The 13,435-nt window shown below is 72.7% G+C and carries 12 protein-coding genes and 2 pseudogenes; 7 read left to right on the top strand and 7 right to left on the bottom strand.

What is annotated here, in order from left to right; translation table 11 throughout:
• Nucleotides 1-97: 97 nt before the first annotated feature.
• Both FAF44_RS08665 and FAF44_RS08670 read right to left on the bottom strand, forming a co-directional pair.
• Nucleotides 98-598, bottom strand: a pseudogene (locus FAF44_RS08665) (phosphotransferase family protein); the annotation flags it as partial.
• A pseudogene (locus FAF44_RS08670) lies at nucleotides 523-1,380 on the bottom strand (NAD(P)-dependent oxidoreductase); the annotation flags it as partial. The pseudogenes FAF44_RS08670 and FAF44_RS08665, both read right to left, overlap by 76 nt.
• Between FAF44_RS08670 and FAF44_RS08675 the strand changes: the two are divergent.
• Both FAF44_RS08675 and FAF44_RS08680 read left to right on the top strand, forming a co-directional pair.
• Nucleotides 1,262-1,966, top strand: a complete 705-nt coding sequence (locus FAF44_RS08675; protein WP_237102516.1) for a TetR/AcrR family transcriptional regulator — start codon at nucleotides 1,262-1,264, stop codon at nucleotides 1,964-1,966. The pseudogene FAF44_RS08670 and the gene FAF44_RS08675 overlap by 119 nt on opposite strands.
• An 81-nt stretch (nucleotides 1,967-2,047) precedes the next feature.
• The gene (locus tag FAF44_RS08680; protein WP_308193302.1) at nucleotides 2,048-2,383 is read left to right on the top strand and encodes a PadR family transcriptional regulator; all 336 of its coding nucleotides are present in this window, start codon (nucleotides 2,048-2,050) and stop codon (nucleotides 2,381-2,383) included.
• A gap of 5 nt (nucleotides 2,384-2,388) precedes the next feature.
• On the opposite strand, the gene FAF44_RS08685 is transcribed toward FAF44_RS08680, so the two are convergent.
• Nucleotides 2,389-3,357 (bottom strand): YafY family protein, encoded by a 969-nt coding sequence (locus FAF44_RS08685; RefSeq protein ID WP_237102517.1) that lies wholly within the window; start codon nucleotides 3,355-3,357, stop codon nucleotides 2,389-2,391.
• Between the two features lie 91 nt (nucleotides 3,358-3,448).
• Between FAF44_RS08685 and FAF44_RS08690 the strand changes: the two genes are divergently transcribed.
• On the top strand, nucleotides 3,449-4,309 hold the full coding sequence (locus tag FAF44_RS08690; RefSeq protein WP_237102518.1) for an SDR family oxidoreductase: 861 nt from the start codon (nucleotides 3,449-3,451) through the stop codon (nucleotides 4,307-4,309).
• A 28-nt stretch (nucleotides 4,310-4,337) separates the two neighbouring features.
• Here the strand turns inward: FAF44_RS08690 and soxR are convergent, their stop codons facing one another.
• From soxR to FAF44_RS08710, 4 genes are all read right to left on the bottom strand, one after another.
• A complete protein-coding gene (gene soxR, locus FAF44_RS08695) occupies nucleotides 4,338-4,820 on the bottom strand; it encodes a redox-sensitive transcriptional activator SoxR (RefSeq protein WP_237102519.1) in 483 nt (160 codons plus the stop codon).
• 25 nt (nucleotides 4,821-4,845) lie between these two features.
• Nucleotides 4,846-6,333 carry an MFS transporter gene (locus FAF44_RS08700; RefSeq protein WP_237102520.1) on the bottom strand — a complete coding sequence of 496 codons (1,488 nt, stop codon included), beginning with the start codon at nucleotides 6,331-6,333 and terminating at the stop codon, nucleotides 4,846-4,848.
• Nucleotides 6,334-6,410: 77 nt separating this feature from the next.
• On the bottom strand, nucleotides 6,411-7,988 hold the full coding sequence (locus FAF44_RS08705) for an FAD-dependent oxidoreductase (RefSeq protein WP_237102521.1): 1,578 nt from the start codon (nucleotides 7,986-7,988) through the stop codon (nucleotides 6,411-6,413).
• Between the two features lie 30 nt (nucleotides 7,989-8,018).
• On the bottom strand, nucleotides 8,019-9,035 hold the full coding sequence (locus FAF44_RS08710; RefSeq protein WP_237102522.1) for a hypothetical protein: 1,017 nt from the start codon (nucleotides 9,033-9,035) through the stop codon (nucleotides 8,019-8,021).
• A gap of 97 nt (nucleotides 9,036-9,132) precedes the next feature.
• Here FAF44_RS08710 and FAF44_RS08715 point away from each other — a divergent pair, with 97 nt between their 5' ends.
• The 4 genes from FAF44_RS08715 to FAF44_RS08730 all read left to right on the top strand — a co-directional run bounded on the left by FAF44_RS08715 (nucleotide 9,133) and on the right by FAF44_RS08730 (nucleotide 13,431).
• A complete protein-coding gene (locus FAF44_RS08715; RefSeq protein WP_237102523.1) occupies nucleotides 9,133-9,822 on the top strand; it encodes a TetR/AcrR family transcriptional regulator in 690 nt (229 codons plus the stop codon).
• 95 nt (nucleotides 9,823-9,917) lie between these two features.
• Complete coding sequence (locus FAF44_RS08720) at nucleotides 9,918-10,445, top strand: PadR family transcriptional regulator (protein ID WP_237102524.1); 528 nt, start codon at nucleotides 9,918-9,920, stop codon at nucleotides 10,443-10,445.
• On the top strand, nucleotides 10,442-11,152 hold the full coding sequence (locus FAF44_RS08725) for an ABC transporter ATP-binding protein (RefSeq protein WP_237102525.1): 711 nt from the start codon (nucleotides 10,442-10,444) through the stop codon (nucleotides 11,150-11,152). The genes FAF44_RS08720 and FAF44_RS08725 overlap by 4 nt, the downstream gene beginning before the upstream one ends.
• On the top strand, nucleotides 11,149-13,431 hold the full coding sequence (locus tag FAF44_RS08730) for an FtsX-like permease family protein (protein WP_237102526.1): 2,283 nt from the start codon (nucleotides 11,149-11,151) through the stop codon (nucleotides 13,429-13,431). Before FAF44_RS08725 ends, FAF44_RS08730 begins: the two co-directional genes overlap by 4 nt.
• The last annotated feature ends 4 nt before the right edge of the window (nucleotides 13,432-13,435 follow it).

Raw genomic sequence — 13,435 nt, forward strand, 5'->3', positions numbered from 1 at the left:
CGGGCCGGTCGCCGAGTTCCTGTTGCATGTCGAAGGGGATCGGGCCTCGTTCCGGTGGAGTGAGGGTCCGGGTGGTTCGCGGGTGGGTGTAGGTGGGTCAGTGGGAGTCGCGTTTCTCCAGCCAGGCGAGGACGGAGCTGACGAAGCCGTCGACGTGTGACAGGGGTTGGCCGGCGAACACCGCGTGGAGGTGCTCGACCCCGACCGCGTCGTTCCAGGCCCAGGAGCGGCGGTAGGTCTCCTCGTCGGTGGCCGCGCGGAGGACGGGCCAGCCGTGCCAGGTCGCGACGAGTGCCCCGTCGATCGCCGGGTCGGACAGGATCGCCATGTCCCAGTCGAGGACGCCGGTCAGCTTGCCGTCCGCGCCGAAGTGGACGTTGCCGCCGCCGAGATCGCCGTGGACGAGCCTGGCCGGGACCTCATCGAGCGCCAGCAGCGCGCAAGAAGCGGACCGGCGGTTCAGTAGCCGACGGTGAAGCGTCGCTGGACGAAGCGGGGCAGTTCGGCCTCGTCGACGAGGGCGACGGCGGCGTCCTCGGAGGAGATGCGGCTGCGTCCGTCGGCGTCGAGCATCGCCTGGTCGCCGCCGATCCGGAAGCGGCCGGTGCGCTCTCCCGGAGCGATCTCCTCGGCCGGGCTGAAGTAGGTCCAGAGCCGGTTGGACGTGCGCAGGACGTTCAGGGCGTCCCGGTGCCCGCGCACGGCGGCGGCGTACCCTCTCGGCAGCCCTAGTTCGTCGAGGCTCGCGTGCAGCAGTTCGTCGGAGTCCGCTCGTACGAGGCCGGGTTCGAGTTCCAGGCTGCCGGCGCCGCCGATCACGATCAGCCGGGTCCGGGGATGGCTCTCCAGGGCCTTGAGCAGCGCTCGGGCGGCGGTGACGTAGACCGTGGGGTCGGCGATCGAGCGTGACACGGTGTCGTCGAAGTCGTGGGCGGCGTTGCCGGGCTGGTATCCGCTGATCAGGACGTCCAGGCCGGGCAGGACGGCGGCGATGCCGGCGGCGTCGAGGACGTCGAGGCTCTTCCAGGTGATGTTCTCGCGATCGTCGCTGATCCGGCCGGCGTCGCGGGTGAACGCCGTGACGTGATGCCCGCGCTGGAGGGCTTCGGTGACGACGCGGCTTCCGATGCCGCCGGTGGCTCCGATGATGCCGATGTGCATGGGGGTCCCCTTGTGATCCGGTTTGAGTGGCGTGAGGAGACTATACGGCGTGAAGTTTTTATACGGCAACCAAGCAAGGTGACGCTGTAGAGTGTCGGCTGTGGGAAGCACGCAAGGACGCCGCGAACGCCTGCGCGCCGAGACGACGGCGGAGATCAAGCAGGTCGCGCTCAAACTGATGGCCACCGGCGGCCCCGACGCGATCACCCTGCGGGCCATCGCCCGTGAGATGGGCATGACCGCCAACGCGATCTACGGCTATTTCGCCACCCGCGACGAGCTGGTCACCACGCTGATCAACGAGGTGTACACCGCGCTGGCCGACGCCGTGGACGCCGCCTGGGCCGAGTCGTCGGCCGCCGGTCCGGCCGACCGGATCCGGACGTGGGCACGAGCCTTCCGAGTCTGGGCCCTGGCCAACCCCGAGGGATTCCGCCTCATCTACGGCGACCCCGTGCCCGGTTACCAGGCCCCCGAGGGCGGCCCCGCGCCGGATGCCGCGTACCGGGTGTGCACGGGCATCGCCGCCCTGGCCGACACCGCCTGGCCGCACGTCGGGCACTCGCACGCCGCCAGCGACTTCCAGTGGTCCGACTTCGACGACGGGCTGCTCGGCAAGGTCCGTCCGGCCTTCCCCGGCCTGCCGCCGGCCGGGCTGGCGCTCGCGCTGCGCATCTGGGCCCGTCTGCACGGGCTGGTGTCCTTGGAGATCTACGGGCACCTGCGCGGCCAGACGGTCTCCCCCGACAAGCTCTTCGAGGAGGAACTCGTCCAGCTCGTCCGGTCGCTGGGCATCCGCACCTAGCTATTCAGTGTTGCTGGATACCGGTAGTCGGTGTTACTTTGTACCGGTAGTCAGCGTCACCGACTAGCTGGAGGAGGTTCCGTGGGCAAGCAGTTGACGGAGATGCTCAAGGGGACGCTGGAGGGCATCGTCCTGGCGATCCTGTCCGGCCGGTCCGCGTACGGCTACGAGATCACGGCGTGGCTGCGGCGCCAGGGCTTCTCCGAGATCGCCGAAGGCACCGTCTACGCCCTGCTCGTCAGGATCGAGCAGCGCGGCCTGGTCGACGTGGAGAAGGTCCCGTCGGAGAAGGGGCCGCCACGCAAGGTGTTCTCCCTCAACGCGCAGGGCCGCGCGCACCTCGAGGAGTTCTGGCGGACCTGGGGCTTCCTCGCCAAACGAATCGAACGACTCCGAGAAGCCGGCAAGACCGGCTGAGCACCTCAGGCGATCGACGACCGCTGTCCGGTTCGGACGAGACGTTCGCCGAGGTCGTGGACGTACCGGTGGAACTCGGGCGGCTGCAGCACGTCGAACTCCGCGTGCGCGGCGATCAGGATGAACGCCGGCCAGTCGAAGTCGTCCGCCCGCACCTGCAGCAGGCACGAGCCGTCGCCCTCCGGCTCCACCCGCCCTCCCGCGACCGCCGTGATCGCCTGGACGGCGTCGATCGGGGCGTGCACGCGTACGGTGATGTCCCACCGGGCCGGACGGGAGCCGAGGCGCTGCTCGACGAAGGCCGCGGCGTCGGGGGCCGGGAGGCTGCGCCGGCGGAAGCGCGCGCCGGTGGCGGCGGCGTCGGTGAGCCGGTCGAGCCGGAAGACCCGCCAGTCGGCCCGGTCGAGGTCCCATCCGACCAGGTACCAGCGCCGTCGCCGGGCGACGAGCCGATGCGGCTCGACCAGCCGCGCGGCCGGTTCGCCCGATGGGGCCGTGTAGGTGAAGGCGAGCCGCTCGTCGTCGCGGCACGCCTGGGCGATGACGGTCAGGGTGGTCGCGTCGACCCGGGGACCGTCCAGGGGCGAGGAGATCGTGGCGGTACGCAGCGCTTCGACCCGGCGGCGCAGGCGGGACGGCATCACCTGGACCACCTTGGCCAGGGCGCGCAGCGCGCTCTCCTCGACCCCCTCGACGGTGCCGCCCGCCCCGGTGCGCAGCCCGACCGCGATGGCCACGGCCTCGTCGTCGTCGAGCAGCAGCGGAGGCATGGCCGTACCGGATCGGAGCTGGTAGCCGCCGGACGTGCCGCGCCCGGAGTGGACCGGGTAGCCCAGCTCGCGCAGCCGGTCGATGTCGCGGCGCAGGGTGCGCTCGCTCACCTCGAGCCGGCCGGCGAGTTCGGCGCCCGGCCAGTGGCGGTGGGTCTGCAACAGGGACAGCAGGCGCAGGGTGCGCGCGCTCGTGTTCGCCATGACTCCAGCCTCCCGTCCGTTCCGGCCAGAAAGTGACCGGAACGGAGCCTAGCGTCTGCCCCGTGGGACGGAACCGGCGAAAGGCACACTCATGAAGATCCTGGTGACCGGCGCGACGGGGTTCGTCGGCCGCGACGTGGTGGCGCGGCTCGTCCGGGCGGGGGTGCGGGTGCGGGCGCTGACCAGGAACCCGGCGACCGCCGCCCTGCCGGCGCAGGTGGAGGTGGTGCGGGGCGACCTGACCAGGCCGGAGAGCATGGCGGCGGCGCTCGACGGGATCGACCGGCTGTACCTGTTCCCGGTGGAGGAGACGGCTCGCGAGATCGTGGCGCTGGCCGAGCGGGCCGGGGTGCGGCGGGTGGTGGACCTGTCGGCGGCCTCGGTGACGGCGGGCCTGCACGTCAGCCGGGTGGAGCAGGCGGTCGAGGCGTCGGGGATGGAGTGGACGCACGTCCGGCCGTGCGGGTTCATGGCGAACCTGCTGCAGATCTGGGCGCCGTCCGTCCGCGCCGAGCGGGTGGTGCGCTACCCCTTCGCCGACGAGCCGATGAACCTCGTGCACGAGGCGGACATCGCCGCCGTCGCGGTGGCCGCGCTGCTGGCGGACGGTCACCACGGGCGGGCGTACACGGTGACCGGCCCTGGCCTGGTGACGGTCCGCGAGCAGGTCGCGGCCATCGGCGCGGCGCTGGGCGAGCAGGTGCGCTACGAGGAGGTCACCCGGGAACGGGCCCGGGAGCTGATGAGGGCGCAGGGCGGGTTCGCCGCCGAGTCGGCCGACCTCATGCTCGGCTTCGTCGAGTACGACGGCCGCAGGCCCGAACAGGACGGCTACGCCGAGCAGGACTGGTCGGCGCTGATGCGCGTCTGGCCGGACACGGAGCAGGTCACCGGCCGCCCGCCGCGCACCTACGCCCAGTGGGCCCGCGACCACGTGGCCGACTTCCGCTGACCACGCTCCCCCGCGTCCGCCCCGGAACTCAGCCCGCCGACGAGCGGCGCCGGGCAGGGGGACGTCCGGGCTGGAGCCGTACCGGCCCGGGACCGTGGTCGCGCAGGGCGTCGTCGGGGTTGAGGAGCAGGCACGCCTTCATCGACAGGCAGCCGCAGCCGATGCAGCCGGTGAGCTCGTGTTCGAGGGTCTCGATGGCACGGCGGCGTTCCTCCAGCCGCCGCTTCCAGACGCGGGAGACCCGCTGCCAGTCCGCGTGGGTGGGGGCGTGGTCGGCGGGGAGGGTGGCGAAGACCTCGGCGACGTCCGACAGCGGGATGTGCAGGCGTTTGGCCACGATGATCAGGGAGATCCGGCGGAGCATGTGCCGGGAGAAGACCCGCTGGTTGCCGCTGTCGCGTTCGCTGAAGATCAGGCCCTTGCGTTCGTAGAAGTGCAGGGCGGAGGCGGGCACGCCGGTCCGGCGGACGATCTCACCGATCGTGAGGTGATCCTCTGGGCTGACCCGCACGACGTCTCTCCTCGCTGTGATGGAGTCAGGCGCTGCGGCGGGACGTCGCGCGGCCGTGGATCAGGACTGCCACGACGATCGACAGCACCAGGCAGAGCAGCCCGACGCCGAGCTGGGTCAGGTGCCAGGACCAGGTGAAGGCATCCAGTTCGGCGGCCTCGGCTCCGGTGGTGAGACGTCCGGCGCCGACCTCGGCGGCACGGGCCGGGTCGCCGAGCCTGGCCGCGAGGAGGCCGATGAGGGAGGCGCTGAACGCGGCGATCACGAGCGCCTCGGCCGCCCCGCGCAGGGTGTTGAGGAATCCGGCCGCCATGCCCACGGCGTCGGCCGGGACCAGGGCCATGGCCTGGCCGTCGGTGATGCCGAAGGACGCCCCCATGCCGACGCCGATCAGCACCAGCGGCGCGGCGACGGCCACGATCGTGTCGTCGGCGTTCAGCGCCGTCAGCCACAGGTTCCCGGCCACGACCAGGAGCAGCGCGATCATGATCAGCAGGCGTGCCGGAACGCCCCTGTTGACCAGCGCCACGGCGGCCATGGGCACGATCAGCACGGGTGCGGTCAGCAGGAGCATCGCCGTCCCCGCGACCGCCGGGGAGAGTCCGGCCGCCGCCTGAAGGTAGGTGGGCAGGAAGACCAGGACGCCGAGAAAGCCGATCGAGGTGGTCAGGGTCGCGAGGCTCCAGCCCATGAAGGCGCGGTTGGCGACCAGCGACGGGGCCAGGACCGGAGCGGCGCCACGTCGCTGGACGACGCCGAAGGCCACCAGCGCGACCAGCCCGGCGACGCCCATGACCAGGATGCCCGGATGGGTCCAGCCGAGCGCGGGCGCCTCCAGGAGTGCGGACATCAGCAGGGTCAGCGCGGCCACGAAGAGCGCGCTGCCCGCCCAGTCGGCCCGCCCGGCCTCGGCCGCGCGGGACTCGCGGGCCCGGGTCGCGCCCAGGGCGACCAGCAGGCCGATGACGGTGAAGACCGCGAAGCCGCCCCGCCATCCGGTGGCGGCGATCAGCAGGCCCGACAGGGTGGGGCCGACGGCGATGCCGACCCCGGCCATGGTCCCCATCAGGGCGAAGGCGCGGTTGCGGGCCGCGCCGTCGTAGTTCGAGGCGAGGATGGCGCCACCGGCGGCCATGATCCCGGCGCTGCCCGCGCCGGAGACGACGCGGGCGACGTCGGTGACGACGATCGACGGGCTCAGCGCCGTCGCGAGGAATCCGGCCGAGAAGACCAGCGCCGCGACGATGAACACCCGGCGGCGGCCGATCCGGTCGGCGGCCGACCCCGCGACGAGCGTCAGCGCCGCGAAGGCCAGGTTGTACCCCGCGACGACCCAGTTCAGCGGCGACCCGGAGGCGTCGAGATCACGGCCGATGCTCGGCAGCGCCACGGCGGTCCCCGAGATGGACATCGCCACCACGACGACGGCGGCCAGGACCACCGGCAGCGTCAACCGGGAGGGCCGATCCAGCGCGGCCGGATGCGGGGACGGATCTGTGGAGGTGGTGTCCATGCTGTTCGCCTTCTCTGGTCCTGGGGCCGACGGGAACAGCGCACCACCTCAACCGAAGTTGAGGTCAAATCCGCAGGTCAGACAGGTGCCGAACCGTCCCGGGCGGGTTCGACGGCGCCGAACCACCGCCGCAGGGCCGTCCGGAGGGTTTCGATCTCCTTGGGATCGGGCCGGGGCGATGCGGACGCCCAGGCCACGTAGCCGTCCGGGCGAATGAGCAGGGCGGTGGGCGCGGAGGGCTGGGAGCGCGCCGTGACGACGTCGACCTGGTCGTGCCGCAGGGCAGGCGTCGCCGCCAGTACTGCTTCCTCGGTCAGGTCGAGCAGCAGCGGGCGTGCGGTTCTGGTCAGCTCGGCCAGCCGGACCGGTCCGGCCGGGGTGCCCAGGTCCAGGTCCGGGGCGAAGCGGCCGGTCAGCGGGTGCGCCTCGGGTTCGCCCATGTCGTAGCGGACGTCGGCGCCCGCGGTGAGTTCGGCCAGGCGATGCACGGTGCTTCGGTCGCGGAGCAGTTCGGTGAACACCTCGCGCAGTCCGGTGACGTCGCTGCCGGGGGCGATCAGGGCCGCCTGCGCCTGCGCGTTCAGCACCATGCGCAGGGCCGCCGACCGCCGCTCCGTCTCGTAGCTGTCCAGCAGCCCGGACGGGGCGCCGCCGCGGATCTCGGCGGCGAGTTTCCAGCCGAGATTGACCGCGTCCTGCAGGCCGAGGTTGAGCCCTGGGCCGCCTCCCGTGGCGGCGTACACGTGCGCGGCGTCACCGATCAGGAACACCCGGCCGTCGGCGAACCGGTCGGCGACCCGGGTGTTGCCGCCGGACAGCCGGCGCAGCGCGTGCGGCCCGGCGCCGCTGGGCGGATCGAGCGGCACGTCGACGCCGAGCACCCGGCGGACGCTTCCCCGCAACTCCTCCAGGCTCATCGGGGCGTCGGTCGCGGGTTGGTCCCACTCTGTGGTGCTGACCAGCGGCGGGTGGCCAGGCATCGGTGCGTAGGAGAACCCTCCGCGCTCGGTGCGGTGGGGCATGAACGGCATGACGGTGCCGTAGCCGGGCAGGTTCAGCGCACCGGTCGACGGATCGACCCAGTCGGCCGGGACCGTCGCATGCGCTGAGCGCACCGTCATCCGGTCGTAGGTGATGCCGGGGAACCCGATGCCGGAGAGTTTGCGCGTGGTGCTGTGGGCTCCATCCGCGCCGACAAGGTGGCGGGCCCGCAGGTGGTACGCCCCATCCGGGCTCGCGACCTCGACGGTGACGGCGTCGTCGTCCTGTGCCAGGCCGACGACCTCATGTCCCCGCCGGATCTCCACGCCCAGTTCGACGGCGCGCTCCTGCAGAACCTGCTCGATGCGTCGCTGCGGCACCGGCAGGGCATGGACGGGGCTGTCCTCCAGCAGGCTCAGGTCCAGGCCCATCGCGCCGAACATGAAGTACGTGGAGTTCGGCCGCGGCGGTTCCGGGCTACCACTGAGACGTTCGTGCAGCCCCCGCTGGTCGAGCATTTTCACGACCTGGCCCAGCAGTCCGTTCGCCTTCGGTTCTGTGCTGGGCTCGACCAGCCGTTCCAGTACGACCGGCCGGACCCCTGCCAGGCTCAGTTCGCAGGCCAGCATCAGCCCGTTCGGGCCGCCGCCGGCGATGACGACATCGGTGATCACGTGTTCTCCTTGGTTCGGTACTGACGTGGGTCAGCCGCGGTAGTACGCGGCGAGGGCGGCGAAGGCTGCCTTGGGTTCCCAGGGCAGGTCGGGGTAGGTGGCTCCGAGCCGGTCCTCGTAGACCTTGACGATGCCGTAACTGGCCAGGTCCAGGTCGTCGCGGGGATCGCCGTCGGGCCGGTGCACGTGGTCGTGCAGCGCGAAGGTGAACACGAACGTGCTGTCGACGCCGCCCGCGTCGAACGCCTCCAGCAGCTCACGCACATAGGCGGCCTGGCCGGGCTCGTCCCGGGCATAGACGCCGTTCAGCCGGACGGGCCCGTTGTCGTCGTACTCGACGATCTCCAGACCACGAGCGCCCCGCTCGCCGGCGCCCTGGTAGCCGGCCGCGCCGAACTCGGTGATCGCGACCGGCTTTCCCTGCGCGACCAGGCCACGGACGCCGTCGGCGAATCGGTCGGCGATCTCCGCCGACCGATAGAGGTCCATGGACACGATGTCGAAGGGCGTCCAGTCGACCTGCTCGAGCGGCACGGAGGCGTAGGTCACCTTGCCGCCGAAGCTCTCGCGGACCAGTCGCACGGCCGTGCCGAGGAACTCGTTGACCCGTGCGCTTGCCTCGCCGATCTGCTCCCGCACGCCACCTGGCCGCCTCAGCGCCGCGACCCGCTCGTCGGTGCTGTCGCCGGGCAGGAACCCCGGATTCATCAGGCTCAGCTCGGCGCCGGCGACGAACACCACCTCGGCTCCCCGCCGCCGCAGCCGCTCCGCGCGTTCGGCGCAGTCCGCGAACAACGCGAGCATCTCCTCGGCGGTCAGTTCGAGGGGGTAGGGCGAGAACCAGACCTCCAGTCCCAGATCGGCGGCGTGCGCCGCCGCCACCTCGATCCGGTCCGGGTCGCCGCCCATGATCCGGACGGCGGTGCAGTGCAGGTCGTCGCGGATGATGCGCAGCTCGCGCCCGACCGCGTCCGGGTCGAAGCGTTTGCGGGAGTTGGCTCCGTTCTTGACGAAGCCGGTGTCGTAGCTGATGCCCTTGGCTCTCATCGTGCTGTTCCTTCCTGACGGGGTGCGCAGGTCAGGTTAGACAAGAATTGTGCGTGTGCGCAAATTTGCGTGCACGCATCTGGACTATGCTGGGACCGTGACGACGAGACGCACGGGGCTGCGCGAGCAGAAGAAGCAGGCCACCCGGCAGGCATTGCGCGCGGCGGCCCTGCGGCTGGCTCTTGAGCGCGGGCCGGACAACGTGCGCGTCGATGACATCGCCGAGGCCGCCGGAGTCTCGCCGCGGACGTACAACAACTACTTCTCCAGCCGCGAGCAGGCGATCGTCGCCGCCGTCACCGGCGAACGAGAGGCGCGGGTGGCGGCGGCGGTGGCCGACCGGCCCGGCGGCGTCGGGCTCGCCGACGCCGTCATCGAGGCGATCGTGGATCAGTACACCGCCCCGGGCGAACCCGGCCAGGACGCGCTGCTGCTGATCACCACCCGCCCCGCGCTGCGCGACGCGTTCATCGACACCACCGCCGCGATCGAACATCCCCTCACCGACGCGATCGCCGAGCGTCTCGGCGACGGCGCGGGGGCTGGCGACGGGGATGGCGACGGAGAGCGCGATCCGCACACCGCGCGGGTGCTCGCGGCGAGCGTGGCCGCCGCGGTCCGCGTGGCGCTCGAGCATTGGCTGCGGACGACCGCCGCGTCCGTCACGGCCGGTGGGCTCGTCGTGCCGTCCGGCTCGCTGCCGGACCTCCTTCGCGCCACGCTCGCCCCCCTCGCACCCGCACTCGACGCCGCGGAGCAACGAGCACTCCGCCGCCGGCGTCGGTGACCTCCCGCCTCCGGAAACAGCGCTGAATCGTCCGGACCCACGCCGTCCGCCTCGGTATACGCCGCGTATATACCTCCGGTGTATAGTGAGCTGCCATGACAGTCCCCCTGGCCCTGCTGGGTCTCCTGGACCGCGAGCCCAGCTACGGATACGACCTGAAGCGCGCCTACGACACCTACTTCGGCAGGGGCAAGCCGCTGCCCTTCGGCCAGGTCTATTCGACGCTCGGCCGCCTGGCCAGGGACGGCAAGGTCACGGCCGGCCAGAGCGAGCCCGGCGACGGCCCCGACCGCAAGCGCTACGCCATCACCCCGCTCGGCAGGCAGGAGGTGGAGGTGTGGCTGACCGAGCCGGTGGCGGCGGAGCCGTTCCTGCAGACGGTGCTGTTCACGAAGGTCGTGCTGGCGCTGATCCTCGGCCACGACGCGCAGGGTTACCTCGACGCCCAGCGCGCCACGCACATGCGGCGCATGCGCGAGCTGTCGGAGATCAAACGCGGCGGCGCCCTCGTGGACACGCTGCTGGCCGACCACGCCCTGTTCCACGTGGAGGCCGACCTGCGCTGGATCGAGGTGACCACGGCCCGGCTGGGCGCGCTGGCGGAGACGGTGCGCGGCGCATGACCGTCGACGCCCTTCCCGTGCCGGGCCCGCTGCTGGAGGCCCGTTCCATCGACCGCTCCTACGGCCGGACGCAGGCGCTGCGCGAGGCCAGCCTGTCCGTGACGGCGGGAGAGGTCCTGGCGATCATGGGCCCGAGCGGCTCAGGAAAATCCACGCTGCTGCACTGCCTGGCGGGCATCTTCACCCCCGACGCCGGCGAGGTCTGGTTCGACGGGCGGCGGCTGGACACCCTGAGCGACGCCAGGCGATCCGAGCTGCGCCGCACCGCGTTCGGCTTCGTCTTCCAGTTCGGCCAGCTCGTGCCGGAGCTCACGGTGGCCGACAACATCGCCCTGCCGCTGCTGCTCGGCAAGGCCAGGCGCAAACACGCCTACGAGCGGGCGTTCGGTTCGCTGCGCCGGCTGGAGCTTGACGACCTCGGCGAGCGGCGCACCGGCGAGCTGTCCGGAGGGCAGGCGCAGCGGGTGGCGATCGCCAGGGCGCTGGTGACCCGTCCCAAGGTGATCTTCGCGGACGAGCCGACCGGCGCGCTCGACTCCCTTGCCGGTGAGAAGGTCATGGAACTGCTCGTCGGCCTGGCCCGCCAGGAGGGCACGACCGTGATCGTGGTGACCCACGACGCCCGCGTCGCCGCCTGCGCCGACCGGGAGGTCCTGGTGCGCGACGGCAAGGTCACCGACCCCTACGCCGGCCAGGCCGTCCGATGACGCTCCGGCTGGGCCTGCGGCTGGCGCTGCGCGGCGGCCGGGAGGCGGCCGTCCGGCTGGCGCTCGTCACCTGCGCCGTCGCGATGGGGGTGGCGGTGCTGCTGTCCACGCTGGCGCTGTTCAACGCCTTCCAGGTCACCGCGGGCCGTCCGTGCTGGGAGTGCACGACCGGCTCCGCGCCGGGCGGCTGGGCGCTCGGCGCCACGCCGGGCGCGGTGTTGTGGAACCACCGCCAGGACTCCTACGCGGGCCGCCCGATCAAGCGGCTCGACGTCGCCGTCCTCGACGCGGAAGCACCCGCGCCGGCCGTGCCGGGCCTCCGCGCGCTGCCCGGCGCGGGACGGTACGCCGTCTCCCCCGCGCTCGCCGAGCTGATGGCCGCCGTGCCGCCCGCGCAACTCGCCGACCGCTTCCCCGGCACCCGCGCCGGCCTGCTCGGACGGGCGGCGCTGTCCGGCCCCGACGACCTGGTCATCGTCGTCGGCCAGACCCCCGACGACTTGGCCGCCATGGCCGGCACCGTGGCCGTCGACACCGTCATCACCACACCCGCCACGGACGACACCACAGCGCTGTACGAGCACGGTTTCGGCATCGCCGCCCTCGGCCTGATCTTCCCGCTGCTCGTCCTCGTCGGCACGGCCACCCGCCTGGCCGCCGCCCGCCGCGAGGCGCGCTTCGCGGCGATCCGGCTGGCGGGCGCCACCACGCGTCAGATCAACGCGATCGCCTCGGTGGACGCGGCGCTCGGCGCGCTGCTGGGCGCGCTCGCCGGCGTCGCGGTCTTCCAGGCACTGCGGCCCGCCCTGGCCGAGGTTGCCATCACCGGCTCCCGCTTCTTCCCGGACGTGGTCGCGCCCACCGCGCCGCAGTACGCCGCCGTGGTCGCGGGCGTGCCGCTCGCCGCCGCCGGCGCCGCCCTGTGGTCGCTGCGCCGGGTGCGGATCACACCGCTCGGCGCCGCGCGCAAGGTGCGGGCCTCCGCCCCGGGATGGTGGCGGGTGCTCCCGCTCCTGGCGGGGCTGGGGCTGTTCGCGGGCCCGGTGTTCGCGGGCGGCGACGACCCGAACGCGGTGCTCGTCGACGCCGGCCTGGTGTTGATCATGGTCGGTCTCGTGGTGGCCGGGCCGTGGCTGACGATGCTGGCCGCGCGGCTGGCCGCCCGGGTCACCTCCGGTGCGGCGACCCTGCTGGCCGCGCAGCGGCTGGCGGCCGACCCGAAGAGCGCCTTCCGGTCGGTGAACGGGATCGTGCTGGCGGTCTTCATCGGCACGGCCGTCGCCGGCATCGTCCCTGCGGTCGTCTCGGGCCAGGAGGCGGCGGGCGACGGCACGCTGAACGCGGTCATGCGGGCCTCGTTCGGGTACGCCGACGATGACACCGAGGGCCTGCCGCTGCCGCCCGGCACGGCCGCCGAACTGCTCGCCGAGGTAGGCGCCCAGCCCGGCGTCACCGTGCTGCCGATCTACCGCAGGGCCGGGACGCCGCCCTGGCCCGACGGGCCGCTGCCGTGCGACCCGGGCCCCGGATGCCGGCTCGACTTCATGCTCGGCCACGTGGTCGACTGCGACGCCCTGGCCGGCTTCCCGGCGCTCGGCCGGTGCGCCCCGGGCGTCCGCGCGGTGACGGCCACCTTCAACCGGCTGCTGACCAGCGACAACATGCTCTCCGTAGGCCGTAATCTGCCGATCGTGGACGCGGGCAGCCCCGCCGCGTCCGTCGGCCTCGGCGCGCCGCTGGCGGCGGTGCTGATCCGCGCGGACGACCCGGCCGTCCGTGAGCGGATCCGTACCCTGCTCACCCCGTACGTCGCCCGTTCCGGCAGCACCGAGACGCCGCTGACGTTCGCCGAGGTCGCCCGGGTCCGCGCGGTGCTGCTGGAGCAGATGGAACGCGTCGCGCTGGCCATCGTCGCGCTGACCCTGCTGGTGGCGGGCTGCGGCCTGCTGGTGGCGGTCGTCGGCGGCGTGGTGGAGCGCAGGCAGCCGTTCACGCTGCTGCGGCTGTGCGGGACGCCGACCCGCATCCTGTCCAGGGTGGTGCTGCTGGAGACGACGGTCCCCGTGGTGCTGGCCGCCCTGGTGGCGGCGGCTGCCGGGTTCGGCGTGGCCAAGCCGATGATCGACCAACTGGCGATCAAGAGCGCGCCGGTGGCGCTGCCGGGCCCCGCCTACTTCCTGACCGTCGGCGGCGGGCTGCTGGTCGCCCTGCTGGTGATCCTCGCCGGCCTGCCGCCGCTCAGGCGCGTGACCGCGCCCGACAACGCCCGCTTCGAATGAGGAC

The organism is Nonomuraea sp. MG754425 (assembly GCF_021699195.1).
GTDB lineage: Bacteria > Actinomycetota > Actinomycetes > Streptosporangiales > Streptosporangiaceae > Nonomuraea.